Annotated in this window: 23 protein-coding genes; 16 read left to right on the forward strand and 7 right to left on the reverse strand. The window is 72.1% G+C overall.

The annotated features are described in order from the left end of the window. Positions 1 to 41: 41 nt before the first annotated feature. From FR742_RS00460 to FR742_RS00470, 3 genes are all read left to right on the forward strand, one after another. Positions 42 to 1,040 (forward strand): MerR family transcriptional regulator, encoded by a 999-nt coding sequence (locus FR742_RS00460; protein WP_148029061.1) that lies wholly within the window; start codon positions 42 to 44, stop codon positions 1,038 to 1,040. A 286-nt stretch (positions 1,041 to 1,326) separates the two neighbouring features. Beyond that, the gene (locus FR742_RS00465; protein WP_148029062.1) at positions 1,327 to 2,457 is read left to right on the forward strand and encodes an NAD(P)/FAD-dependent oxidoreductase; all 1,131 of its coding nucleotides are present in this window, start codon (positions 1,327 to 1,329) and stop codon (positions 2,455 to 2,457) included. 32 nt (positions 2,458 to 2,489) lie between these two features. Continuing rightward, positions 2,490 to 3,224 (forward strand): phosphotransferase family protein, encoded by a 735-nt coding sequence (locus tag FR742_RS00470; protein WP_148029063.1) that lies wholly within the window; start codon positions 2,490 to 2,492, stop codon positions 3,222 to 3,224. A gap of 112 nt (positions 3,225 to 3,336) precedes the next feature. Here FR742_RS00470 and FR742_RS00475 read toward each other — a convergent pair whose 3' ends face one another. Next, on the reverse strand, positions 3,337 to 3,993 hold the full coding sequence (locus tag FR742_RS00475; RefSeq protein ID WP_148029064.1) for a TetR/AcrR family transcriptional regulator: 657 nt from the start codon (positions 3,991 to 3,993) through the stop codon (positions 3,337 to 3,339). Between the two features lie 83 nt (positions 3,994 to 4,076). On the opposite strand from FR742_RS00475, the gene FR742_RS00480 reads away from it, so the two are divergent. The 4 genes from FR742_RS00480 (at position 4,077) to FR742_RS00495 (ending at position 7,556) form a co-directional block, all read left to right on the forward strand. After that, positions 4,077 to 4,586 (forward strand): DinB family protein, encoded by a 510-nt coding sequence (locus FR742_RS00480; protein WP_148029065.1) that lies wholly within the window; start codon positions 4,077 to 4,079, stop codon positions 4,584 to 4,586. 43 nt (positions 4,587 to 4,629) lie between these two features. Beyond that, positions 4,630 to 5,619, forward strand: coding sequence for an NAD-dependent epimerase/dehydratase family protein (locus FR742_RS00485; protein ID WP_148029066.1), 990 nt, complete (start codon positions 4,630 to 4,632; stop codon positions 5,617 to 5,619). A 101-nt stretch (positions 5,620 to 5,720) separates the two neighbouring features. Then, entirely contained in the window at positions 5,721 to 7,100 is a 1,380-nt protein-coding gene (locus FR742_RS00490; RefSeq protein WP_261808287.1) for a glycoside hydrolase family 6 protein, read from the forward strand. A 63-nt stretch (positions 7,101 to 7,163) separates the two neighbouring features. Next, entirely contained in the window at positions 7,164 to 7,556 is a 393-nt protein-coding gene (locus tag FR742_RS00495) for a hypothetical protein (protein WP_148029067.1), read from the forward strand. Here the strand turns inward: FR742_RS00495 and FR742_RS00500 are convergent. Beyond that, positions 7,483 to 8,400: a pentapeptide repeat-containing protein gene (locus tag FR742_RS00500; protein WP_148029068.1), complete on the reverse strand. Its 918-nt coding sequence runs from the start codon at positions 8,398 to 8,400 to the stop codon at positions 7,483 to 7,485. The two genes, FR742_RS00495 and FR742_RS00500, sit on opposite strands and share 74 nt — an antisense overlap. Before the next feature lie 76 nt (positions 8,401 to 8,476). On the opposite strand from FR742_RS00500, the gene FR742_RS00505 reads away from it, so the two are divergent. From FR742_RS00505 to FR742_RS00525, 5 genes are all read left to right on the forward strand, one after another. Then, entirely contained in the window at positions 8,477 to 9,583 is a 1,107-nt protein-coding gene (locus FR742_RS00505; protein ID WP_187280928.1) for an SMI1/KNR4 family protein, read from the forward strand. Between the two features lie 81 nt (positions 9,584 to 9,664). After that, a complete protein-coding gene (argG, locus tag FR742_RS00510; RefSeq protein ID WP_148029070.1) occupies positions 9,665 to 11,113 on the forward strand; it encodes an argininosuccinate synthase in 1,449 nt (482 codons plus the stop codon). Between the two features lie 66 nt (positions 11,114 to 11,179). After that, positions 11,180 to 12,127 (forward strand): helix-turn-helix domain-containing protein, encoded by a 948-nt coding sequence (locus tag FR742_RS00515; RefSeq protein ID WP_148029071.1) that lies wholly within the window; start codon positions 11,180 to 11,182, stop codon positions 12,125 to 12,127. 53 nt (positions 12,128 to 12,180) lie between these two features. After that, on the forward strand, positions 12,181 to 12,762 hold the full coding sequence (locus tag FR742_RS00520; RefSeq protein WP_148029072.1) for a dienelactone hydrolase family protein: 582 nt from the start codon (positions 12,181 to 12,183) through the stop codon (positions 12,760 to 12,762). Between the two features lie 389 nt (positions 12,763 to 13,151). Then, entirely contained in the window at positions 13,152 to 13,988 is an 837-nt protein-coding gene (locus FR742_RS00525; RefSeq protein ID WP_246640920.1) for a hypothetical protein, read from the forward strand. Between the two features lie 6 nt (positions 13,989 to 13,994). Here FR742_RS00525 and FR742_RS00530 read toward each other — a convergent pair whose 3' ends face one another. Next, complete coding sequence (locus tag FR742_RS00530) at positions 13,995 to 14,444, reverse strand: NUDIX domain-containing protein (protein ID WP_222708808.1); 450 nt, start codon at positions 14,442 to 14,444, stop codon at positions 13,995 to 13,997. A gap of 79 nt (positions 14,445 to 14,523) precedes the next feature. Between FR742_RS00530 and FR742_RS00535 the strand changes: the two genes are divergently transcribed. Further along, the gene (locus tag FR742_RS00535; protein ID WP_148029074.1) at positions 14,524 to 15,003 is read left to right on the forward strand and encodes a hypothetical protein; all 480 of its coding nucleotides are present in this window, start codon (positions 14,524 to 14,526) and stop codon (positions 15,001 to 15,003) included. 47 nt (positions 15,004 to 15,050) lie between these two features. Beyond that, complete coding sequence (locus FR742_RS00540; protein ID WP_148029075.1) at positions 15,051 to 16,064, forward strand: hypothetical protein; 1,014 nt, start codon at positions 15,051 to 15,053, stop codon at positions 16,062 to 16,064. 157 nt (positions 16,065 to 16,221) lie between these two features. On the opposite strand, the gene FR742_RS00545 is transcribed toward FR742_RS00540, so the two are convergent. Further along, positions 16,222 to 16,824, reverse strand: coding sequence for a class I SAM-dependent methyltransferase (locus FR742_RS00545; protein WP_148029076.1), 603 nt, complete (start codon positions 16,822 to 16,824; stop codon positions 16,222 to 16,224). Between the two features lie 46 nt (positions 16,825 to 16,870). On the opposite strand from FR742_RS00545, the gene FR742_RS00550 reads away from it, so the two are divergent. Further along, entirely contained in the window at positions 16,871 to 17,320 is a 450-nt protein-coding gene (locus FR742_RS00550) for a MerR family transcriptional regulator (protein WP_148029077.1), read from the forward strand. A 28-nt stretch (positions 17,321 to 17,348) separates the two neighbouring features. Here the strand turns inward: FR742_RS00550 and FR742_RS00555 are convergent, their stop codons facing one another. The 3 genes from FR742_RS00555 to FR742_RS00565 form a co-directional block, all read right to left on the reverse strand. Then, positions 17,349 to 18,155, reverse strand: coding sequence for an NAD(P)H-binding protein (locus tag FR742_RS00555; protein ID WP_148029078.1), 807 nt, complete (start codon positions 18,153 to 18,155; stop codon positions 17,349 to 17,351). A gap of 241 nt (positions 18,156 to 18,396) precedes the next feature. Beyond that, a complete protein-coding gene (locus FR742_RS00560) occupies positions 18,397 to 19,578 on the reverse strand; it encodes a hypothetical protein (RefSeq protein WP_187280929.1) in 1,182 nt (393 codons plus the stop codon). Between the two features lie 113 nt (positions 19,579 to 19,691). Continuing rightward, positions 19,692 to 21,326, reverse strand: coding sequence for a dolichyl-phosphate-mannose--protein mannosyltransferase (locus FR742_RS00565; RefSeq protein WP_148029079.1), 1,635 nt, complete (start codon positions 21,324 to 21,326; stop codon positions 19,692 to 19,694). 85 nt (positions 21,327 to 21,411) lie between these two features. On the opposite strand from FR742_RS00565, the gene rsmI reads away from it, so the two are divergent. After that, positions 21,412 to 22,260, forward strand: coding sequence for a 16S rRNA (cytidine(1402)-2'-O)-methyltransferase (rsmI, locus tag FR742_RS00570; RefSeq protein ID WP_148029080.1), 849 nt, complete (start codon positions 21,412 to 21,414; stop codon positions 22,258 to 22,260). Positions 22,261 to 22,282 lie beyond the last annotated feature (22 nt).

The raw sequence follows: 22,282 nt of genomic DNA on the forward strand, positions 1-22,282 counted from the left end.
GGCTTGAGTCTCAGGCCGCTTGAGACTCCATAGTGACGGGCATGGACGACAACGAGACATACCCCATCGGGGACGTGGCGCGCCGGACCGGTCTGAGCGTCAGCGCCATCCGCTACTACTCCGACGCCGGGGTCATCGCGCCCACCCACGTGACCGAGGCGGGCTACCGACTGTACGATGTCCGGGCCATCGCCCGGCTGGAGCTCATCCGTACCCTTCGGGACCTGGACGCGGGGCTGGACGACATCCGCCGGCTGCTCGGCGGCGAGACGTCGCTGCACGGTCTCCTCGCGACGCACCTGGAGCTCGTCGAGCGTCAGGAACGTGACCTCCGGGCCAGGCGGGCCGTGCTCAGGACCCTGGTCAAGCAAGGCGGCACGGCCGCCAAGGTCGCCCTGATGCACAAGCTCGTCTCGATGCCCGACGAGGAACGCGAGCGGCTGATCGACGACTTCTGGAACGAGGTCGGCGAGAACCTGGACGTGCCTCCCGGCTTCGTCGAGCGGTTGCGCACGATGCGGCCGCGCCTGCCGGAGGACCCCACGGCCGCCCAGCTCGAAGCCTGGATCGAGCTGGCCGACCTGGTGCGGGGCGAGGAGTTCCGCGGCGCGGTCCGCTCCTGGCTCCAGGACACCTACGGCACGTTCCCGGGACGGCGGCTGGCCGACGCGCCGGTGTGGGACTTCATCCACCAGGAGGGGATGGAGATCGGGAAGGAGGTCCTGGAGGCGTATCGTTCGGGGCTGCCGGCCGACTCCCCGCGGTCGCGGGAGCTGGTCGTCGGCATGGCGGACGCGACCGCCGGGGCCCTCGCCGGCGGGCGCTCCACGGCCGAGTCACGTGAGCGGCTGGCCACGGCCTTCCTCATGGTCGAGGAGATCCAGCGCTCGGATGCGGAAGAGAACGCCCGGTACGACGCCACCCACGGCAGATACCTGTCCCTGGTGGCCGTGATCAACGGGACCCCGCCCGACACGGGCGACGACGGCCCCGCGCTCTTCGCCTGGATCGCGGCGGCCCTCCGCGCCTCGGCCCGTTGAACCTGGCGCAAGCTGATCTGGAGCTGTCACCCTCTTCGCCGTTCCCTGCGATGTGCCGCACTCGGCCGAGTTCGCCACCACGTACGTCCTCCCGGAAGGGCCGTATCCGGGAGCGGAGATGACGCCGCACCAGGACCGTGTACTGCCTGGCCGCCCCCTTGGACGGGCAGAAGATCACGGGACGCGTGGTCAAGTGACCCGTCCATGTGGCGGCGTTGTGGAGGTATCGGGCGGATAGCGTGCAAACGGCCGGATGGGCGGGGTGCCGCGCCTAACGTCGCAGGATATGCAGACAGTGGACGTACTCGTCGTGGGCGCGGGCCTGGCCGGCCTGCACACGGCTCGCCTGCTCGCGCGGCGGGGCCTGGACGTGATGGTGGCCGACCGCCGCAGGTCGCTGTCGGCCGGGATCCGTACGACGGGGATCTTCGTACGGCGCACCCTCGACGACTTCGACCTGCCGGACCGGCTGCTCGGGCCCGGCATCAGGGACGTGCTGCTGTATCCGCCGTCGCGGCGGTCGCCGGTCCGGCTCACCAGTGACCGGGACGAGTACCGGGTGGCCGACATGGCGGCCGTCTACGAGCACGCGCGGCGCGCGGCGGAGTCGGCCGGGGCGCGGGTGCTGCTGGGCGTACGGTACGACGGCATGTCGGCGGGGCTGGTGCGGTTCGTGGGTGCGGAGCCGGTGACGGCCCGGTTCGTCGTCGGCGCCGACGGGGCCCGGTCGCGGGTGGCCCGTGATCTGGGGCTCGACGTGAACCGCCGCCTGCTCGTCGGCGCCGAGATCGTCCATCCGATCGCGCCGGGCGCGACCGCCCCGGCCTTCCACTGCGTGCTGGATCCGCGGGTCGCCCCCGGATATCTGGGCTGGGTGATCGACGACGGATGGCATGCGCATGTCGGGGTCGCGGGGTATCCGGGCGCGATGCGTACCGGGATCCGGCACCTGCTGGACGCCTTCGCCGAGGACGCGCCCGGCCGCTCGGCGCCGACCGGGCCGGTCGAGCGCCGGGGCGGGCCGATCCCGGTGGGCGGCGTGCTGCGGCGGCTGGCGTGCCCGGCGGGGCTGCTCGTCGGGGACGCCGCGGGCGCGGTGTCGCCGCTGACGGCCGGTGGGCTGGACCCCTGTTTGCGCATGTCCGAGCTGGCCGCGGCGGTCGCCGCCGACTACCTGCGTACGGGGGACACCCGCGTGCTGAGCCGGTACGACGGAGGCGCGTTGCGTGCCCGGTTCCGGGGGCGGCTGCTGCTGCGCCGGGTCTTCGCCGGCATCCGGTCCCCGGCGGCGGCCGAGGCGGCGGTGACCGCGCTGCGCGGCCGTGCCGGGCGTACGCTGGCGGCGCGGATCTTGTTCGGCGACGGTTCGTTCCCCGATGTCGGTCCACGGCTCGCGGGCCCGGTCCGAAGCGCCTGAAGTCATGTGCTGTGTCGCGGTCAGGGGGACATGTGCGGGAAGAGCGGTTGCCGGGAGGGTTCGTCAACGAGGTCGTCCGGGTCGGTGACACCGTGCGCCGGGCCCTGACGCCCCGGAGCGGCTTCGTGCATGAGCTGCTGGAGCTGTTCGAGCGTCGGGGGTGGGCGGGGGCGCCCCGGTTCCTGGGGACGGACGGGCAGGGCCGGGAGATGCTGGGCTACCTGCCCGGACTCGTCGCCTGGCAGCCGGATCAGAGCCTGCGGGTGGCCTCGGAGGCCGGCCTGGTCTCCGTCGTGGAGCTCGTACGGGAGTTCCACGACCTGACGGCGGGAACCCCGCTCGCCGAGGGCGGGGAAGTGGTCTGCCACAACGACCTGTCGCCGAAGAACACCGTGTACCGGGAGCGCGACGGCGGCCCGCGGGCGATGGCCTTCATCGACTGGGACATCGCCGCGCCGGGCGCGCGCATCCATGACGTCGCGCACGTGTGCTGGCAGTACGTGAACCTGGGGCCGGAGATCGCGGACGTGGGCGAGGCGGCGCGGTCGCTGCGGCTGGTCTGCGACGTCTACGGCCTGGACGGCAAGGAACGGCTCGTCGAGACGATCCTGTGGTGGCAGGACCGCTGCTCGCTCGGGATCGCCGCCGGTGCGGCCGCCGGTGATCCGGCGATGACGCGCCTGAGGGACGAGGGCGTCGTCCGTACGGTGCGCGACGCCCGGCGATGGGTCACGGAACACCGCCACGCCCTGGAACGGCACCTCTGACAGCCGTCGTTCACGGCCGGGGACCAGCGCCTCGGCGAACCTCACCGGCGTTGGACGCGGCCCTTGTGGCGGAGCCGGGCGGCGTCGAGGTCTTCGAACTCGCCTCTGATCGTCACTCTGGACAGCTTGGCTCCTCTCGTACGGCATAGCGCAGGATCCGGTCGCCGAGCAGGCTCTCGATGACGTCCAGCAGCTCCAGCACGGCGTCGGCGATCACGTCGGGACGCTCGCCCGCCGACGTCCGCCTGCCGATCTCGGTCATGACCAGGGCGTGCAGGGAGCCGATGTGCCAGGCGACCGTGCGGGGGAGTGGGTCGTCCTGGCGGGTCCCGGTCTCCTCGGCCAGCACGATCGCCAGGGCGTCCGTCATCTGGCGGCCGAGGTCCTCCAGGCGGGCGGTCAGCGTGGGCGCGGCACGCATCATCTCCAGCACGCGGCCGAACCCGGCGGTGAGGCCGACCCGGCGTTCCCGGTCGCGCACCTCCTCCCGGAGGCGGGCCAGCACCGCGCCGGCCGCCGACTCGCCCGGCCGGCGCTGCCGGACGATCTCGGCCAGCCGTCGCGGGGAGGCCTCGTCAGGCGGCAGGACGAGGTCCTCCTTGGTGTCGAAGTAGTTGTAGACCGTGTTGACCGACACCTCGGCCGCCGCCGCGACCTCGGAGATCGTCACCTGCTCGAAACCGCGCTCCACGAAGAGCTCGAGGGCCGTGTCGGAGATGCGCTGCCGGGTCTGCCGCTTCTTGCGCTCCCGCAGTCCTTCCGTACCCATGCGTGGAGTCTACGAGGAAATTGGAGTGCGCTCCAAGTTTGGGGAGCGTTATGGTCTTCGCCGACACATGAGGGGAAACGACGATGCGACGTGATCTGCTGCGCTGGCAGTTCGACCTGGTCTGGTCCTTGTTCGACTACCACCTGGAGCGGCTCAAGCCCGAGGACTTCCTGTGGGAGCCCACGTCCAACTGCTGGACGGTGCGCCGGACCGCCGACGGGACATGGGCGCCGGACTGGGAGGACGCCGAGCCCGAGCCGGTGCCCGTTCCCACGATCGCCTGGGTGAGCTGGCACATCGGCTGGTGGTGGAGCGTGACCCTGGATCACGTCCAGGGGCGGGAGCCTCGCGAGCGGGCGGAGATCGCCTGGCCGGGAGACGGCGATGCGGCTGTCGCCTGGCTGCGCGACCTCCGTCAGGAGTGGCTGACCGCCCTGGACCGGCTCACCGACGCCGACCTGGACGCCACCGCTCCCTTCCCGTGGCCCGATGACACCGGCCACACGGTCGCCCACATGATCGGCTGGGTGAACGCCGAGCTGATGAAGAACGTCGCGGAGATCGGGCAACTCCGGCTGCTCCGCTGTGAGTGAATCAGGCTGGATCTCCGGCCGGTCGGGCTGCTTGGGTGTCGGGATGGATGTCTTGGTGCTGGGTGGCACGGCGTGGGTGGGCAGGGAGCTGTCGCGGCTGGCGATGGAGCGCGGTCATCGGGTGACGTGCCTGGCGCGCGGCGAGAGCGGGGAGGTCGCGGCGGGCGCGACGCTGGTGGCCGCCGACCGGCGCGATCCCGCCGCGTACGACGCGTTGCCGGACCGTACGTGGGACGCGGTCTTCGAGGTGTCCTGGCAGCCGGGGTTCGTGCGTGAGGCGCTCGGCGCGCTGGGCGGCCGGGCCCGCCACTGGACCTACGTCTCCTCCGGCAACGTCTACGCCTCCCATGCGACGCCGGGCGCCGACGAGTCCGCGCCGCTCCTGCCGCCGACCGACCGGCGCGAGGTCGGCCGGGAGCTGTACGGGGAGGCGAAGGCGGCCTGCGAGCAGGCGTCCGCGGACGCGGTGGGCGACCGGCTCCTCGTCGCGCGCGCCGGGCTCATCGGCGGGCCGGGTGACCACAGCGGGCGCTCCGGCTACTGGGTGGCCCGGGCCGCCCGTGACCCGCGAGGGCCGATGCTGGTTCCCGACACGCCGGACATACCCACGCAGGTGGTGGACGTACGGGACCTCGTGGCCTGGTTGCTGGACGCGGCGGAGAAGGGAACCGCCGGCACCTTCAACGCGGTCGGCCCGGTCGTGCCGTTCGGGGAGTGGATCGAGCTCGCCCGCGCCGCCGCCGGGCACACCGGGCCGGTGGTCACCGCCGCCCCGGCATGGCTGCTGGAGAACGGCGTGACCGAGTACATGGGCGACGAGTCGCTGCCGATGTGGCTCGTCGAGCCGGGCTGGGAAGGGTGGTCGGCCCGCGACGGGTCCGCGGCTGTCGCCGCCGGGCTGCGTCATCGGCCCCGGGCCGAACTGCTGGCCGACACCCTGCTGTGGGAGCGCGAGCAAGGGCTGGAGCGGGTCAGGCGGGCCGGCCTGAGCGCCGGGCGCGAGCGCGAGCTGCTCGACGCGCTCGGGCGCTGATCGCCGCACGTAGGTACTTTTCACAAGTTGTCACGAAATTTGCTGATCTCTGTGATTCTGGATCATCGTGTGATCGTGGAATCCCAGAAGGGAAGTACTACGTGCGACTGTTAACCCGTTCGATGGCGGTCGCGGCCTCGGCCGTCATCGCGTTATCAGCGGCGCCCGCCACCGCGGCGCCCCAGCTCGTGGTCAACGGCACGTTCGCCGCCGGCACCGCACCCTGGTGGAACTCGGCGAACACCTCGATGACCGTGGAGTCCGGCCGGCTGCGCGTCAACGTGACCGGCGGCACCGCCAACCCGTGGGACGCGATGGTGGCCCAGAACGCCATCCCCCTGACCCAGGGCAAGTCGTACACCCTCTCGTTCGACGCCTCGGCCTCGGCCCCGGTCAGCGCGGTCACCACCGTGCAGCTCGCGGACGCCCCGTACACCAACACGCTGACCAAGGCGATCTCGCTCACCACCACGAGCAAGCGCTTCAGCTTCCCCTTCACCTCGGGCCTCGGCACGCCGGCCGGGCAGGTGTCGTTCCAGCTCGGCGGCGGCGCCGGTTTCAGCTTCTTCCTGGACAACGTGTCGCTGACCGAGCAGGGCGCCTCGGGCCCGGTCGGCATGACGAACGGCTTCTACGTCGACCCGAACTCCAACCCGGCGACCTGGGTGCGGAACAACCCGGGTGACTCCCGGGCGGCGCGCATCCAGTCGTCCATCGCGTCCAAGCCGATGGCCCGCTGGGTCGGCGGCTGGAGCGGTGACGTCGGCGCCTCCGTCTTGGCGTACGTGTCCGCCGCGGACTCGGCCGACAAGCTCCCCGTCCTGGTCGCGTACAACATCCCGGGCCGCGACGCGTGCGGCGGGCACTCCGGCGGCGGGGCCGGCAGCGAGGCCGAGTACCGGGCGTGGATCTCCGCGTTCGCGTCCGGCATCGGCGACCGGCCGGCGGTCGTCGTCATCGAGCCCGACTCCCTCGGCGACTTCGCCTGCATGGACGCCGCCGCGATCCAGGCGCGCAACCGCATGCTGACGTACGCGACCGAGCAGTTCCGCGACCGGGCCCCCAACACCTGGGCCTACCTCGACGCCGGCAACGCCGGTTGGGTGCCGGCCGCGACGATGGCGGCGCGGCTGGGCGATGCGGGCGTCGGCAACATCCGAGGCTTCGCCGTGAACGTCTCCAACTACTACCCGACCGGCCAGTCGGCCACCTACGCGTCCGCGGTCAACACCGCTCTCGGTGGCGGCGCGAAGTGGGTGATCGACACCAGCCGCAACGGCAAGGGCTCCAACGGCGAGTGGTGCAACCCCGCCGGCCGCCAGATCGGCACCCCCGCCCAGCTCGGCGGTGACGGCGGGACGGAGATGCTGCTGTGGGTGAAGATCCCCGGCGACTCCGACGGCAACTGCGGCATCGCCCCGGGCACCCCGGCCGGGCAGTTCAGCCCGGACATCGCGATCCGCCTGATCGACGGCACCTGACCCCCGCGAGGCCCGTCCGGCTGCCCGGACGGGCCTCTGTCCGGGTGCAGTAGATTCGCCCGCATGGGTGTGCTCGTCGACTACTTCACCGCGGCTTCCGACCAGTCCGCCCGGCTGGCCCTCGACGGCGGGCCGGCGGGCGCGAAGCTGCCGTACGTCGACTGCAAGGGATGGCTCGACGAGCTCGACACGCTCGCCGCCGAGCTGAGCGGACGCGACCTCAGCGAGTTCGGCGACAGCGAGGTCCTGGCGGACGACGGCGAGTCGGCCGGCCTGGAGCGGATGACGGCCGGGACCGTCGCCGCCCTCGCCGCGGTGGACGACGCGCGGCTGCGCGAGTATGCCGAGGAGGAGCTCCTCGACGAGTACGAGCGCGAGCGCGTCACGGCCCTGCGGGACCTGGCCCGCGAGGCGGCCCGGCTCGACCAGGGGATGTATCGCTGGACGTGCGCCTGAGCGCCTCGAACAGCTCCTCGCGGAGCGCGGGCGGCAGTCTCCTGCCCATGTCCAGCGGGCTCACCAACGCCTGGTCGTCGTTGTACTCCAGGGCATGGTCGGCGAGGAACTCCAGGCTGGAGTCCGCCTCCTCGCGGTGGCGCTCCTCCGGCAGGCGCTCCACCAGGGGCAGCACCGCCTCCACCCGCTCGCTGATCCGGTCGAGAAGCGCGTAGCGGGGCGGCCCCGGCAGGCGCTGGGCCCGGAGGTCGATGTGGTGGAAGCCGACATAGTCGATCTCCGCGCCGGTGAAGTCGTTGCCGGTGAAGTCGTTGCGGTCACGGCCCAGCGCGGCCCGGTCGTCGTCGTGCGGACGGCCCCAGAAGTTGACCTCCCGTACGCGGCCGAGGAAGACGCAGTCGACGAACTCGGCCTCGAACGTGGATGTCTGGTCTCGCAGCCGGGACCGGTCGAACAGGCACTTCTCGAACCGGGCGTTGCCGAAGAAGGTGTGCGGCGCGAAGCGGGTGCGGCGGAACACGCAGCCGCGGAAGACCGACCGCGGCCAGCGGGCGCCGTCCCACGGTCCCCGCAGGCACGTGTCGCCCAGGGACAGCTGGTCGAAGGCCGCGCCGGTGAAGTCGCAGCCTTCGAACTCGCTCCCGTGGACGCGGAACTCCGAGAACCGCGTGCCGGAGAAGTCGACGTTCGTCAGCCGCGCCCGGTCGAAGGTCACCTCGGTGCCCCCGGCGGGCGGCTCGAACCGCTGGTCGCGGAGCTCGCCGCGGGCGATCCAGGAGGTCTGCCACGGCTCCGGGCCGGGCTGGAGGCTGAACGGGGTGTCCGCGCAGGGAGGTTCGCGCATGCGCGGAGTATCGCAGTCAGCCCCGACAGAACGCTTTCGATCACGATCAGGGCTGATTCCGGATACCCTGCCGGACGTGCGGCGATTGATCACATCTCGTGGGGTATGGCTTGCGCTGTCCGCTGCCGTCGCGGCGGTGGTGATCGTGGCGGTCGTCCGCTCCCGCCGCCCGAAGGCAGTCGTCCCGGACCCTCCCCCGGCTCCGCCGCCCGTGGCGCAGTGGCCGCCCGTGCCGATCCTCGGCACGCCCACCGCCGAGGATCTCCGGCGTTACGTCCACAGGCCCTCCTTCTTCGACCGCCCCGCGGTCGCCAAGTTCCTGGAGCCGCGCGAGCCCGGACCGCCGCTCGACGCGCCCACCCGGCGCAACCTGACCAGGTGGGGCGTCGCCGGGCTCGCGCTCGCCGTGCTGGCCGCCGGCACTTACCTGATGGAGTCCGCGGTCTTCTCCAAGGAGGACGCCGACGTGGTCGCGGAGCCCGTCGTGATGTCCCCGTACGCCCAGGTGCCGGAGGACGCCGCGCGGTACACGGAGGTCCGCGAGGCGTACGTGGAGGACCCGGCCGACGCGGACTGCGGGCCCGGGAGCGCCACCCCGCGCGTGCGGAGGCCCGACCCGAAGGTGACCCGGGCCGTGAACCGGCAGTGGCGGCGGATCGAGACCTGGCTGAAGGCTAACGCCCCCAGGAGCTACCGCACGCTGGGCAAGCCCGCGAAGGCCGGGACCATCGCGGTGGCGGAGGCGCAGATGGGCCTGCGGTTCCCCGACGACCTGAAGGCCTCGCTGCTGCGCCACAACGGGGTCGTGCCCGTCCGGGACACCTGGGGGTTCGGCTTCCTGGGCAACGGGAACATGGGCGTCCGTGAGATCCGCGACACCTGGCGGATGCTCTGCGAGATCGACAGCGTGGACCGGGCCGGGCCGCGCGACGACTGGTGGGACGGGCGGATGATCCCCGTCGGCGCCAACGGCTCGGGCGACCACCTGGTGGTCGACTCGGCGCGGCGTGACATCGGCTACACCGACCACGAGGGCACCATGAGCTTCGAGCCGGGCGGGACCCGGATCCGCTCGTACCACGCCCTGCTGAGAACCACCGCCGACGCCCTGGAGAGCGGCGGTTCCATCGGCTGGTGGAAGCCCGAGGTGGTCGACGGCGAACTCGAATGGAAGGTCCTGTAAGCCGCTGCCCGAGGCGGATGAAGGGGCTCTTCAGGAGGGGGGCTTTGCATAACCATACGCCACAATGCATACTCTTCTCTTATGTCCAAGGTTCTCACCTCTCTGCCCATCGGCGAGCGTGTCGGCATCGCCTTCTCGGGTGGTCTCGACACCTCCGTCGCCGTCGCGTGGATGCGCGACAAGGGCGCTGTCCCCTGCGCCTACACGGCCGACATCGGCCAGTACGACGAGCCCGACATCGCCTCGGTGCCCGGCCGTGCGGTGGCGTACGGCGCCGAGGTCGCCCGGCTGGTCGACTGCCGCGCGGTGCTGGTGGAAGAGGGGCTGGCCGCGCTCGCCTGCGGCGCGTTCCACATCCGCTCCGGCGGGCGGGCCTACTTCAACACCACGCCGCTCGGCCGCGCCGTCACGGGGACCCTCCTGGTGCGGGCGATGCTCGAGGACGACGTGCAGATCTGGGGCGACGGATCGACGTTCAAGGGCAACGACATCGAGCGGTTCTACCGCTACGGTCTCCTCGCCAACCCGCACCTGCGGGTCTACAAGCCCTGGCTCGACGCGGACTTCGTGACCGAGCTCGGCGGCCGCAAGGAGATGTCGGAGTGGCTGCTCGCCCACGACCTGCCCTACCGTGACAGCACCGAGAAGGCGTACTCCACGGACGCCAACATCTGGGGCGCCACCCACGAGGCCAAGACGCTGGAGCACCTCGACGCCGGCATCGAGACCGTCGAGCCGATCATGGGCGTGCGGTTCTGGGACCTCGGGGTGGAGATCCCGGCCGAGGACGTGACCATCGCCTTCGAGCAGGGCCGCCCGGTGTCGATCAACGGCAAGGAGTTCGCCACCCCGGTCGACCTGGTGATGGAGGCCAACGCCATCGGCGGACGGCACGGCCTGGGCATGTCCGACCAGATCGAGAACCGGATCATCGAGGCCAAGAGCCGTGGCATCTACGAAGCGCCCGGCATGGCGTTGCTCCACGCCGCGTACGAGCGGCTGGTCAACGCGATTCACAACGAGGACACGCTGGCGTACTACCACAACGAGGGACGGCGGCTCGGCAGGCTGATGTACGAGGGCCGCTGGCTCGACCCGCAGGCGCTGATGCTCCGCGAGTCGCTGCAGCGCTGGGTCGGCACGGCGATCACCGGCGAGGTCACGCTGCGGCTGCGGCGCGGCGAGGACTATTCGATCCTCGACACCTCGGGCCCGGCCTTCAGCTACCACCCGGACAAGCTGTCGATGGAGCGTACGGAGGACTCGGCGTTCGGCCCGGTCGACCGGATCGGCCAGCTCACCATGCGCAACCTGGACATCGCCGACTCGCGCACCAAGCTGGAGCAGTACGCCAGCATGGGCATGGTCGGCACCAGCCACTCCGCGCTCATCGAGGCCCCGCCGGCGGCCCCGACCGAGCTCATCGGCGACATGCCGGAGGGCGGCGCCGAGGCCATCGCCTCACGCGGCGACGTCGCGGACGACGACGAGCTGCTCGACCGCGCCGCGATGGAGTTCGGCACCGACTGACCGCGAACCGGGCCGTGCCCCGCGGGCCGGCCCGGCCGTAATGGCGGTATGCGTACAATTCCGGACATGCACTCCGTGGCGCTCGCCCTGTACGACGGCGCCATGCTGTTCGAGGCCGCCGCGGCCGTCGAGGTGTTCGGGATCGACCGGTCCGACCTGGCCGAGCCGTGGTACGACTTCCGCGTGTGCGGCCCGAGCCGGGGCCGGGTGGGCGACTGGCTGCGGGTGGACACCCCGCACAGCCTGGACGCGGTGGTGGACGCCGACACGGTGGTGGTGTCCTCCTGCGACGTGGAGATCGGGCCGCCGCCGGGTGACGCGGTGGACGCCGTCCGGGCCGCCCACGAGCGCGGGGCCCGGATCGTGTCGCTGTGCACCGGGGCCTTCGTGCTCGCCGAGGCCGGGATCCTGGACGGGCGGGGGGCGACCACCCATTGGATGCACGCCGCGCTGCTCGCCACCCGTTATCCCCGCGTACGGGTCGATCCCGACGTCCTCTACATCGACGAGGGGACCGTCCTGACCTCGGCGGGCAAGGGGGCGGGGCTCGACCTGTGCCTGCACGTCGTCAGGAAGGACCACGGCGCGGCGGTGGCGAACGCGCTGGCCCGCCGCCTGGTCGTGCCGCCGCACCGGGCCGGCGGGCAGGCGCAGTACGTGACCGCGCCGGTGCCGGACCAGGCCGGCCAGTACGGGCTCGCCGACGTCCTCCAGTGGGCGCAGGCCCACCTGCACGAACCGCTGACCGTACGCGACCTGGCCCGCCGCGCCGGGATGAGCACCCGCAACCTCGCCCGCCACTTCCACCGCGCCCTCGGCGTCACCCCGCTGCACTGGCTGCACGCCCAGCGGGTGCACCGGGCACAGGAGTTGCTGGAGACCACCGACGCCGGCGTGGAGCAGATCGCGGCCCGCACCGGGATGGGCACGGCGGCGACCCTGCGCAGGCACTTCACCCGCGCCGTCGGCGTCTCGCCCGACACCTACCGGCGGACCTTCCGCGCGCCCGGCTGACTACGGAAACTGTCGGCGGCGTGGGGCATGCTGAGCGCGGCGAAGGGAGAGACATGGCCGAGGTGCTGTTGTTCCATCACGCCCAGGGGCTGACGTCCGGGGTGCGGGAGTTCGCGGAGGAGCTCAGGCGGGCGGGCCACACGGTGCACGTGCCCGACCTGTACGAGGGGCGCGTCTTCGAGTCGCTCGACGAGGGCGGCGGTTACGCGCAGGAGACCGGGTTCGAGACGATCATCGAGCGCGGGGGGTCCTTCGCCGCATGGCTGCCGGGCGAGCTGGTCTACGCCGGGTTCTCCCTCGGGGTGCTGCCGGCGCAGCAGCTGGCCCAGACGCGGGCGGGGGCGAAGGGCGCGCTGCTGTTCCACTCGTGCGTGCCGGTCACGGAGTTCGGCGAGTCCTGGCCGGAGGGCGTGCCGGTGCAGGTCCACGGCATGGAGGGCGACCCGTTCTTCGTCGGAGAGGGCGATGTGGAGGCGGCTCGCGCCCTCGTGGAGTCGACTCCGGGCGCGGAGCTGTTCCTCTACGAAGGCAAGGACCACCTGTTCGCCGACGGCAGCCTGCCTTCCTACGACGAGCCGGCGGCCAGGCTGATGATGGAGCGGGTGCTGGGCTTCCTCAACCGGATCCAGTCGTAGCAACCGCCGCCGTTGTTCACCGACGCTTCGAGCGAAACGGCGTACGCCCCGGGCGGATCGACGAGGACCACCGACAGGGCTCTGGGACACGCTCACGATCTCGTCGTCCTCCTCGCAGGAGTCCCGCGGCTCCCCGTCGCGGCGGGCGCCGGGCGGGCGGGCGTCGAGGATGGGGTGCCGGGCCAGGCCTCTCGCCACCATGTCCTCTTCGCTGCCGCAGCCGTCCGAGAATGGGCACGATCACCGGGGCCGGTCGAAAACGTCTGGCGATCGGGGGAGGGCAGGCGTAGGTTCCTGAGCTGTGGCCTCTTGAGATCGCCTGCGACGAGTCCGGCTCGGAAGGGGAGAAGCTCGTCGGTGGCAACACCGCCGTCTTCGCGCATGCCGCCGTGCTCCTGGGCGCCGAGGCCGCGGCGGAGTGCGTCCGCGAGACCCGCGCCCGCATCCGTTCCCCCGCCACCGAGTACAAGGCCAACCACTTGCTCCGCGGCAAGCACCGGGCGGTGCTGGTCTGGCTGCTCGCCCCCTCGGGGCCCATCTACGGCCGGGCGCGGGTGTTCCTGGCCGACAAGGCCTACTTCGCGGTACGGAAGATCGCCGACCTCATCGCCGGGGACGTGGCGTACACAGGCGCAGGCGGGGACCGGGCGCTCGCCGCGGACCTCTACCGTGAGGGGCCGGTCAGCCTCGGCCCGGAGCGGTTCACCGCGTTCCTGGAGTCGTTCAACGACGTGATGCGCCGGCGGGCCCCCGCCGAGCGGTTCTTCCTCACCGTCGAGGAGCTCGCCGGGGCCGGCGGGCGGGTGGGGGAGATCATGCGCCTGCTCGACCGGTCCAGGCAGCCGCTGGAGGACTTCCTGGAACGGCCGGGCGAGATGCCGGCGCTGGACCCGCTCATCCCGGCCATCATGCGGGCGGTCGTGCACTGGGGACGCGACCGGCGGCCGGTGTCGATCCTGCACGACGAGCACAACGGCCTGACCGAGGAGCGCGTCGCGCACCTGAAGCGGGTGGTGGATCTGGCCGGGCTGCGGCTGGCCGACTCCTTCCACGAGCCGCGGGTGCAGGTCGCCGACTTCCTGGCCGGGGTGGCCAGGCGGATCGCGGAGGACGAGCTGGGCGGGCACGGCGACCCCGAACTCGTCGCGCTGCTGCGCCCGTACGTGGATCCGGCCTCGGTCTGGGGCGACGAGCGGAGCTGGGCGCTGCTCCGCCCGGCCGGCTGAGGGGCGTCAGGCCGTCGCGGCGTCGCGCAGGCTGCTCAGCACCCAGGGCGGGCAGGCGGGGTCGGCCTCCGCCTCCGCCGTCGTCAGCCAGACGAACCCGGCCACCTCGGCGGGCGCGGCCGCGACCGGTTCGGCGTGCGGTGGCATCGGGGCCGCGAACACCACGTTGACCACCGGGTCGCCGTCGTCGGTGACGAAGAACCCGCTGGAGGCGTAGGTGAGGGGAACGCCGGTCAGGTCGACGCCGATCTCCTCGGCGACCTCGCGGCGGGCGGTCTCCTCCAGCACCCGCTGACCGGCGCCGTCCGGCTCGGCCTTGCCGCCCACGCCGGCGAGCGTGCCGGGGGCGTGCGACTCGCCGTCGCCGCGCCTGATGAGCAGCCAGCGGCCGTCGCGGCGCAGGAACACCTCGACGTTGACGACGAAGGCCGGGCGGCCGTTGGCGGTCATGGTCATGGGACGGCATCTTGACGGCCCATACTGGATAGTGTCACTATCTAATTACTGGATAGTGCTGCTATCGAAAGGATTCGAGATGTCACTCGTTCTGGTGATCGCCACCTTGGTGTTCCGGCTGCTGGGCGCGTTCGGGGTGCGGCGGTTCGCGACCTGGCGGGTCAGCGCGGCGCACGGGCTCGCGCTGTTCCTCGTCATCACGGGCAGCGCCCACTTCGCCCCCGAGGGCAGCGGCTTCACCACGACCCACGCCGACCTCGTGGCGATGGTGCCGCCGTTCGTGCCGTTCCCCGCCTTCATGGTGTACGCGACCGGCGTGCTGGAGATCCTCGGCGCGGCCGGACTGGTGCTGAGCCGCACCCGGCGGGCCGCCGGGCTGTGGCTGGCGGTGATGTTCGTGCTGCTCCTGCCCGCCAACGTGTACGCGGCGCTGGCCGGGCAGGACGTCACGCCGCTGTGGCTGCGGGTGCCCGAGCAGGCCCTGTACATCGCGGTCGCGCTGTGGGCCGCTCTCGGGACGCGTACGGTGGAGCGTGCCGGAGATCATGTGCGCGTGTGAGCCCCGCGAGGGGGCGTTCCCCGATTCGAGCCGGAGGCGTTGGGACTGTGACCGCGGGAGCACGGACCACGGGTGCGAACACCGCGCTGGCCTGGGGCGTCGTCGCCAGCGCCGCGCTCACCGGGCTCGTCTGGCTGGCCGGGCAGCGGCTGGCCGGCATCGCGTTACTCCCCGACCAGGGGGCGTCCTGGTACTACTGGAAGCTGCCCGAGCCCACCGTGTGGACACGGCTGTCGGCCTGGCTCGGCTACGCCGCCCACCAGGTCGCGTTCTGGGGCCTGATCTACTACGCGCAGACCCGGGTCCGCCGCTACACCGGCGGCCTGCACCGGGTGAACGTCGTGGCCCTGGCGGTCAACTTCGGGTTCATCCTGCTGCACCAGGCGCAGACCCAGGTGTTCTACGACGGGCTGGCGCAGGACGTGTCCATCTTCAGCTCGCAGGCCTCGGTGGTGCTCCTGCTGATCGTGGTGCTGCTCATGGAGAACCGCCGCCGCGGCCTGTTCGCCGGCCGTCCTGCGCCCATCTCGGCGGAGGTCACGTCCTTCGCCCGCCGGTACCACGGCTATCTGTTCAGCTGGGCCGCCGTCTACACGTTCTGGTATCACCCGATGGAGACGACGAGCGGCCACCTGATCGGGTTCTTCTACATGTTCCTGATCCTCTTGCAGGGCAGCCTCTTCCTCACCCGCGCGCACACCAACCGCTGGTGGACCCTCACCCTGGAGCTCCTGGTCGCCGCGCACGGCACGCTGGTGGCCTTCATGAACACCGGCCCCGACGGGGCGTGGCCGATGTTCCTCTTCGGCTTCCTGGGCGTGTTCGTCCTCACCCAGATGCACGGCCTCGGCCTCGGCGCCACGACCCGCTGGATCCTGGCCGCCTGCTACGCCGGGGCGGTGGTGGCGGTGTACGCGGTGCGCGGCATCGGCGAGGTGACCGAGGTGGTCCGCATCCCCGCCATCGAGTACCTGCTGGTGGGCGTTCTGGCGGTGCTGCTGTGGGCGGTCCTGCGCCTGGCGCGGCTGAGAAGCCCGGCGGGGACGGTCCCGCGCCGGTAGGTTCTGGGGGCATGCCGAGAAGATCGCGATTATGGGTGGGTCCCGCTGTTCTGGCTCGGTGGGCTGGCAGCCTGGGGACCGTCCGTTGACCAGGCCGGTCCTGGTCGCCCACGACCCGCGTCACGGCCTTCCGCCGGCGCGGCCCGCCGCTGGAGGGTTACGCGGGAGCCCGCCTGGCGACGAAGGCCGTCAGGCTGGGCAGTTCGTGCCGTGTGACGTCGTCGAAGCGCTCGCGCAGGGCCGCCTCCAGTGTGGCCAGCACCTTGTCCGGCAGGCGCAACCCCCGGGCGAGCCGCGACGGGGCGTCGCCGCCGTGCCAGGCGATCACCAGGCGGCCGCCCGGCTTCGTCACCCGGTGCAGCTCGCGCAGCCCCGGCTCCAGCTCCGGCCAGATGGCCACGTTGTTGACCGAGACGACGCAGTCGAACGCGGCGTCCGGCTGGTGGGTGCGGTCGGCGGTACCCAGCCCCGGCTCGGTCCCGGGCGCCTTGCGGACGGCGAGCGCGCGCATCTCGGGTGACGGGTCGACGCCCGCCACCCGTCCGGCTCCCGTACGGCTCAGCAGCCGCAGCAGGGCGCCGGGGCCGTAGCCGACCTCCAGCACGTGCTCGCCCGGCCGGATGTCGAGCAGCGGCAGCAGGTCCCGCTGGCGGTTGGTCCAGAGCATGACGCGGCCGGCCAGGCGGCCCATGAGGCCGGAGGGGGCGGCGAAGGACGAGTCGTGTTCGCGGCCGGTGACCCAGGATGTCGTGGTTCCCATGCACCACAGCAAAGCGGTTCAAGCTGACTTGAAGTCAAATGGGAACATGAACGAATTCATCCCGATCGGTGAGGCGGCCCGGATGCTCGGCATGAACGCCTCCGCGCTGCGCTACTACGAGGAACGCGGGCTGGTGCCGCCGGCGGGGCGCCGGCAGGGGCGGCGCGTGTACGGCAGGGACGAGCTGCGCCGGCTGGTGTTCCTGCAGAGCGCGCAGCGGCTGGGCATCCCGCTGGACACCGCCGGCGCGGTGCTGGAGGCGCCGGGGGAGCAGTGGCGGGCCACCGTCGGCGAGCGGATCGAGGCGCTGGAGGAGCTGATCGAGCGGGCCAGGACGGCGCAGGAGTTCCTGCGCCACGCGATCGACTGCCCCGCCGAGCATCCGGTACGGGAGTGTCACTTCCTGCGGGGGATCCTGGACCGGATGCTGGAAGGGCTCACACTGGAGCAGGTCGCCGCGGAGCACGCCCTCATGGACGCGCGGCCCACCGCTTAGGCGGGGGGACGGCGCTGTGATGCTCGGGTCACCAGGTGGATTTGACGTACTCGGTGAAGTCGCGTGGCTCGCGGCCGAGGACCTGCCGCACGCCGTCGGAGAGGTGGGCGTTGGTGCCCGCGTCGATCGACGCGAACAGCCGGTTCACCAGCGCGATGTGGTCGGCGTCGTAGCCGCGGGCGGCGAGCCGGGCCGCGTGCTCCTCCGGTGAGACCGGCACGTACGTGATCGACCGCCCGGTCGCGGCGGCGATCTCGCCGATCGCGTCGCCGAAGGACAGCAGCCGGGGCCCTGACAGCTCGTAGGTCCGCCCGGCGTGGCCGTCGCGCAGCAGCACCTCGGCCGCCACGTCGGCGATGTCGTCGGCGTGCACGAACGGCTCCAGCCCATGGCCGGCGGACAGCTCGACCAGCCCGGCGTCCACCGGGTCGCGCAACATCGGGTCCTCGCTGAAGTTCTGCGCGAACCAGGTCGGCCGCAGGATCGTCCACGCGCCGCCGGACGCCTTGACCGCCCGCTCGGAGGCCAGCAGGCGGTCGTCGCCGAGCTTGGGCCAGTCACGGGACGACAGCAGCACCAGCCGCCGCACCCCCCGCGCGACCGCCGCCCCCGCGAACGCGGCCAGCAGCCCCGCCGCGTCAGGCCCCTGCGAGTCGACCAGGTAGGCGGCCGAGACGCCTGACAGGGCCGGTTCCCACGTGTCGTGGTCGTACCAGTCGAAGCGGGTCTCACCGCGACGCGAGGCCGCACGGACCTCCGCACCGCGCGCCCGGAGCCGAGCGGCGACGCGCCGGCCGGTCTTGCCGGTGCCGCCCAGCACCAGGATCGTCGACATGCCCCCAGTCAACACGCCCACCCGCCGCCACGCGACCGCCAAAGACAGGAGACACCCTTCCGAAGTCCGCGAAGCGCGCCGTCGGTACACATACCGCGGAGCGGACCTCCAGGCAGGCGCGGACAGTGGGTTTCGGCGGCGCGACTCGCGGAGCGGGCCTCCAAGCAGGTGCCGTCGGTGGGTTTCGGCGGCGCGGCTTGTGGAGCGCGCCGCCGGCAGGTACGGCGTGGGTGAAGCTGGGTCAGGTGGCGTTGACGTACTTTCTGGGGCGTAGCGCGTGGGCGCGTAGCGCTGCCAGGGCGGCGAACTGGCCGCCGCGGGTGAGCCGCACCGCCAGGGGGTCGGCGAAGGCGAGGTCGAGCGCCGCGAGTTGGTCGACGAGGCGGGCCAGCGCGGCCGCGACGTCGTCCGGTCCCGACGCGGGGTGCCAGCCCTCGCCGCCGACCACCTCCGCCACCTGCTCGCGGAGCTGGGCGGGGGACAGGAGCTCGCCGTCGGCCAGCAGCATGAGCGCGGCCTCCCTGGCCGACAGCTCGAACTCGTCGCCCCCGGCCAGCAGCAGCTTGGTCACCGCGTCCCACATCAGCTCCGGCGCGGAGAGCAGCTGCCGTCCGAAGCCGGTCACGGTCAGGCGGGTGCCTTCGCGGCTCAGCGCGCCCAGCTCGTGCTCGGCCAGCTCGCGCAGCCTCAGCGCCTCGGGTGACGGGGCCAGCCGGAGCGGGAGGGTGCCCTCGGACGCGGCCAGCGACAGCAGCCGGTGCAGCGCAGGGAGCGGCTGCGGGGTCACCGGCGCGTGCAGCCGCACCTCGAAGGGCTGGGCCAGCTTCCGCCTGGCCGGGCCGCGGCCCAGCACCCAGCGGTTGAGCCGCTCGCCCTGCACCCGGTGGAGCCAGCTGTCGCCGCCCAGGTCGGCGCGCGGCTCGGTGAGCCAGCGGCGGGTCAGCGCCACCCGGTCGACACTATCGCCGGCCAGGATGGAGAGCTCCAGGGCCGCCGAGCAGGCCACGTGGGCGCCCAGCTCCTCTGGCCCCATGATCATGCTCCACTGCAGCTCCGGCACGTCCGGCGGGAGCACGCCCGTCTCCTCCAGCGCCTCGTGGTAGGCGCGGGTGCCGGCGTCCTCGCCGTCGCGGGCGTACGCGCGCAGGATCCGCGTCGTGGTCTGCGAGGTGCACAGCGCCGCGTACCGTTCGAGGCCGCCGAGCTGCAGCAGCCGCCCGAGCGAACGCGCCAGCCGCTCGTGGTCACCCCCCACCTTGAGGGGCAGGGTGTACCAGAGGAACTCGCAGACATCGAGCTGCGTCACCGTCTCCAGCGGCTCGCCGCCGGTCAGCCACTCGACCGCGGTCCTGGCCTCGTCGGCGAGGTCCGGGTGGGACCGCTCCAACTCCGCCAGCAGCGCGGCGACGTCCGGTGCACTCATGCCTCGAAGTTTGCCGTATGGACCCCAGCCCTGACGATGACCGAATCCCGTGCGTATTGGGTCTAGCACAGCGACAACCCTATGAAATCACTATGTAATGGACGGTGACTGAACTAGATCCATCGTTTGTCGAAGAGCATCCTGACCTTCCACTCCGCGTAGGGGATCAGCTCGGCCGACAGTACAGGATGCAACCACCAGAAGTTGATCAATGCGAGCAAGGCGAACCCGCCGACCGCCGCCGCCCCGTACGTCCGCCTGGCCGGGATGCTGCCGTCGGCCAGTCTCGTGGCCGGGCCTATCAGCCAGCCGGCACAGAGCGTGATCGCCAGGATCATGAACGGCACCATGGGGATCGCGTAGAACAGGAACATCGTCCGGTTGCTGGAGAACGCGAAGTAGAACCACGGCAGCCAGCCCATCGCGTAGGCGAGCAGCACCGCCCCGGCCCGCCAGTCGCGGGTGGCGACGTACCACGCGATCAGCGCCACCAGCGCGGCCAGCGCGCCGAACCAGATCACCGGCGTGCCGACCCCCAGCACCGCTTCCGAACAGGAGGAGGCCCCGCAGCCCGTCTTCTCGCCCTCGTAGTGGAAGGCCACCGGGCGTAGCAGCAGCGGCCACGTCCACGGCTCGGACATGTAGGGGTGGGACGTCTCCAGGCCCTCGTGGAAGGTGAAGACCTGCCACTGGTACTGGACCCAGGAGCGGGCAGAGTCGAGGATGAAGAAGAACGGGTTGCCCGACGAGGTGGCCTGGTCCCAGTTGCGCCCGTAGCCGGTCGCGGTCGAGAACCAGCCGGCCCAGGTCACCATGTAGGACACGAACGGCACGGCGGCGAAGCCCACCAGCGCGTTGGGCACGTCCTTGGACAGCGCGCCGCCGTACGGGTTGCGCAGCCCGACGGCGCGGCGCGCGCCGAAGTCCCACATCACCGACATGGCGGCGAAGGCGACCGCGAAGAACAGCCCGGACCACTTGACCGACATCGCCAGGCCCAGGCACACGCCGGCCGCCATCCGCCACGGCCGCGCCCCCAGCCAGGGGCCCTGCGGCGACAGCGGCGAGGTCTCGTACCAGTCGACCAGCCGCTCGCGTGTCCTGTCGCGGTCGACGACCAGGCAGGCGAAGGCGGCCAGGACCCAGAACATGAGGAAGATGTCGAGCAGCGCCGTGCGCGACAGCACGAAGTGCAGGCCGTCGAGCGCCAGCAGCAGGCCGGCGAAGCAGCCGAGCAGCGTCGAGCGGGTCATCCGCCGGGCCACCCTGGCGAGGACGAGGATCGACAGCGTGCCGATCACGGCGGCGGCGAAGCGCCAGCCGAACGGGTTCATCCCGAACAGCCACTCGCCCGCGCCGATCATCCACTTGCCGAGCGGCGGGTGGACGACGTAGGAGGCGCACGGGTCGAGGCTGCCGTCGGCGCACTTCTGGAAGATGTCGGTGTCGCCCGCCAGGATCGCCTTGTCGGCGTCCTTGACCGTGGTGCGCTCGACGCCCCAGTTGATCAGCGAGAAGCCGTCCTTGGCGTAGTAGGTCTCGTCGAAGACCACCTCGTGCGGATGCCCCAGGCCGATGAAGCGGAGGATGCCTCCGAAGATCATGACGAGCAGCGGGCCGATCCAGCCCCACAGCACGCTGCCGCGCATCGCCGGAATCACCCGGTCACGCACGGAAAGCGCGCGGGGACTGCTCTCGTCAGACTCCGGGCCGCCGGAGGTCTGGTACGGGAAATCGGTCACCGCCATTCGGACATCGTACGGGTCTCAAGCCGGTGCTTCCCAAGAAACACGGCTCAATTCGGGCCGCCCCCGAGGCTGCCACAATGGCCGGATGACTGGTGAGGGCAGGCTCGTGCTGGCGGGGGCGCCGATAGGGCAGGCGGGCGACGTGTCGCCGCGGCTGCGCGAGGCGCTGGCGGGCGCCGACGTGGTGGCGGCCGAGGACACCAGGAGGTTGCGCAGGCTGACCGTCGAGCTGGGCGTGGAGATCGCCGGCCGGGTGGTGTCCTACTACGACGCCAACGAGGCGGCCCGCGCCGAAGAGCTGCTGGAGGCGCTCCTGGAGGGCCGCACGGTCGTGGTCATCACCGACGCGGGCATGCCGGGCGTCTCCGACCCCGGCTACCGGCTGACCCGCCTGGCCGTCGAGGCGGGCGTCACGGTCACCGCGCTGCCGGGCCCGAGCGCCGTCACCACCGCGCTGGCCGTCTCGGGGCTGCCCAGCGACCGGTTCTGCTTCGAGGGCTTCCCGCCGCGCAAGCCCGGCGACCGGGCCCGGCGCCTGGAGGCGCTGGCGCGCGAGGAGCGCACGATGGTGTTCTTCGAGGCTCCGCACCGGCTGGCCGCCTCGCTGGAGGCGATGGCCGGCGCGTTCGGCGCCGACCGCCCCGCGGCCGTCTGCCGCGAGCTGACCAAGACGTACGAGGAGGTGCGCCGCGGCGGGCTGGGCGAGCTGGCCGCGTGGGCGGAGGCGGGCGTCAAGGGCGAGATCACGGTCGTGGTCGCCGGCCACACCGCCGCGGACGAGGAGGCCGACCTGCCCGCGCTGGTGGCCGAGGTAGACCGGCGGGTGGCGGCGGGGGAGCAGCGCAAGACGGCCGTCGCCGACGTGGCCAAGGCGGCGGGCGTGCCCAAGCGCGAGCTCTATGACGCGGTTCACAGGCGTTCCGCCACCCCATAGTGTGCCCATGGTGAGGAACTGG

The sequence above is a fragment of the Nonomuraea sp. C10 genome (genome assembly GCF_008017515.1).
Lineage (GTDB): Bacteria > Actinomycetota > Actinomycetes > Streptosporangiales > Streptosporangiaceae > Nonomuraea > Nonomuraea ferruginea.

What these genes read in the sequence shown, in the direction of transcription:
- rsmI (WP_148029080.1), top strand. Translation starts at nt 21,412, where the DNA reads ATGACTGGTGAGGGCAGGCTCGTGCTGGCGGGGGCGCCGATAGGGCAG.
- FR742_RS00495 (WP_148029067.1), top strand. Translation starts at nt 7,164, where the DNA reads ATGGGTGTGCTCGTCGACTACTTCACCGCGGCTTCCGACCAGTCCGCC.
- FR742_RS00480 (WP_148029065.1), top strand. Translation starts at nt 4,077, where the DNA reads ATGCGACGTGATCTGCTGCGCTGGCAGTTCGACCTGGTCTGGTCCTTG.
- FR742_RS00530 (WP_222708808.1), bottom strand. Translation starts at nt 14,444, where the DNA reads ATGACCATGACCGCCAACGGCCGCCCGGCCTTCGTCGTCAACGTCGAG.
- FR742_RS00555 (WP_148029078.1), bottom strand. Translation starts at nt 18,155, where the DNA reads ATGTCGACGATCCTGGTGCTGGGCGGCACCGGCAAGACCGGCCGGCGC.
- FR742_RS00550 (WP_148029077.1), top strand. Translation starts at nt 16,871, where the DNA reads ATGAACGAATTCATCCCGATCGGTGAGGCGGCCCGGATGCTCGGCATG.
- FR742_RS00465 (WP_148029062.1), top strand. Translation starts at nt 1,327, where the DNA reads ATGCAGACAGTGGACGTACTCGTCGTGGGCGCGGGCCTGGCCGGCCTG.
- FR742_RS00545 (WP_148029076.1), bottom strand. Translation starts at nt 16,824, where the DNA reads ATGGGAACCACGACATCCTGGGTCACCGGCCGCGAACACGACTCGTCC.
- FR742_RS00520 (WP_148029072.1), top strand. Translation starts at nt 12,181, where the DNA reads ATGGCCGAGGTGCTGTTGTTCCATCACGCCCAGGGGCTGACGTCCGGG.
- FR742_RS00535 (WP_148029074.1), top strand. Translation starts at nt 14,524, where the DNA reads ATGTCACTCGTTCTGGTGATCGCCACCTTGGTGTTCCGGCTGCTGGGC.
- FR742_RS00475 (WP_148029064.1), bottom strand. Translation starts at nt 3,993, where the DNA reads ATGGGTACGGAAGGACTGCGGGAGCGCAAGAAGCGGCAGACCCGGCAG.
- FR742_RS00565 (WP_148029079.1), bottom strand. Translation starts at nt 21,326, where the DNA reads ATGGCGGTGACCGATTTCCCGTACCAGACCTCCGGCGGCCCGGAGTCT.
- FR742_RS00560 (WP_187280929.1), bottom strand. Translation starts at nt 19,578, where the DNA reads ATGAGTGCACCGGACGTCGCCGCGCTGCTGGCGGAGTTGGAGCGGTCC.
- FR742_RS00500 (WP_148029068.1), bottom strand. Translation starts at nt 8,400, where the DNA reads ATGCGCGAACCTCCCTGCGCGGACACCCCGTTCAGCCTCCAGCCCGGC.
- FR742_RS00485 (WP_148029066.1), top strand. Translation starts at nt 4,630, where the DNA reads ATGGATGTCTTGGTGCTGGGTGGCACGGCGTGGGTGGGCAGGGAGCTG.
- FR742_RS00460 (WP_148029061.1), top strand. Translation starts at nt 42, where the DNA reads ATGGACGACAACGAGACATACCCCATCGGGGACGTGGCGCGCCGGACC.
- argG (WP_148029070.1), top strand. Translation starts at nt 9,665, where the DNA reads ATGTCCAAGGTTCTCACCTCTCTGCCCATCGGCGAGCGTGTCGGCATC.
- FR742_RS00515 (WP_148029071.1), top strand. Translation starts at nt 11,180, where the DNA reads ATGCACTCCGTGGCGCTCGCCCTGTACGACGGCGCCATGCTGTTCGAG.